The 1053-nt window shown below is 41.9% G+C and carries 1 protein-coding gene; it reads left to right on the forward strand.

Annotation, left to right across the window (positions count from 1 at the left end; translation table 11 throughout):
- Positions 1 to 230 precede the first annotated feature (230 nt).
- A complete protein-coding gene (locus VOR_RS0112225) occupies positions 231 to 581 on the forward strand; it encodes a hypothetical protein (protein ID WP_010319987.1) in 351 nt (116 codons plus the stop codon).
- Positions 582 to 1053 lie beyond the last annotated feature (472 nt).

Raw genomic sequence — 1053 nt, forward strand, 5'->3', positions numbered from 1 at the left:
AACCATTGCAATTGTGGCTTTTGATCGAGTAAAGTCAGTTTATCTTATTGAATTTGCATAACAAACGGCTCAAGATGGATTGCCAACGCTTGGCGGTTTTAGTGCAAAATTGCAGTTCAGAGTTTACAGTGTGTTTTTTGAGTTCGGCGGTGCGTTGTCAACCCCTTAGCCGGGCGTTAGCCTTCTTAATGAATTTTTCGAATCAAATAAACTAGACGAAAGGAAATATTATGTCAGATATAAAACCGAGAATTGGTACATTATCTTTTGTAGGGTTCTACGTGAATTCGGCAATTGCCAATGGTCACCTAGAGAGTGTCTCATTTGATGAGCTTTACACAGCTCTAGAGCATGGTCAGCTATTTGAATTTTTAGATTCGAAATTACCTGGTGAATTCGATTTTAGTTTGTTTGAAGCTGGCTCTGATCAACATGCAGGTTTCCATCAGGTAATAAATAGTATTGCAGGTGGGTTTCAAGGGCGTGAACGCAGGAAGTTAGGGTTATCAAATTCAAACCACGGCTTGTCTTTATTGTTAGCGTTTATTCTTGAAGCATTGCAGCATCACGATTGGGTGTAACCAGAAGGCTAACAAACGGCTCAAGAGGGATTGCCAACGCGTGGCGACTTTAGTGCAAAATTGAAGTTCAGTGTTTACAGTGTGTTTTTGGGGTTCGGTGGTGCGCTGTCAACCCCTTAGCCGGGCGTTATGCAACTCAGGTAAATTTAGGGGTTCAATCTTTTGGATTTCTCCGGCCATTCGTTTTGTGTTGTCGGCAAATGAGCATTTTTACCCTAAAATTCGTGGTTTACTCAAGCCGTAAAACAGGCAAGGTTCTTTGTTTGCCTCAATGAGTTTTGGTGCTGGTTTGTTGTGAATTTAGCGGGCGCAAAGTGTGGAAAGGGCAAGTTTATCGAGCATTTTGTACTTGCTGAAGTTTTCGCTCGTTGAGTTTTCCTGATTCAAAAGCTTGGTTGGTTGCTGAAAGGTGGACTTTGTTTTCGCGGCTTACTTATCACAGTTCTTGCTTGGGTTGATTCTTGAATCACTC

Source organism: Vibrio ordalii ATCC 33509 (assembly GCA_000257205.1).
GTDB lineage: Bacteria > Pseudomonadota > Gammaproteobacteria > Enterobacterales > Vibrionaceae > Vibrio > Vibrio ordalii.

Excerpts from the sequence above, each read along its gene's own strand:
- VOR_RS0112225 (WP_010319987.1), top strand. The coding sequence starts at position 231 with ATGTCAGATATAAAACCGAGAATTGGTACATTATCTTTTGTAGGGTTC.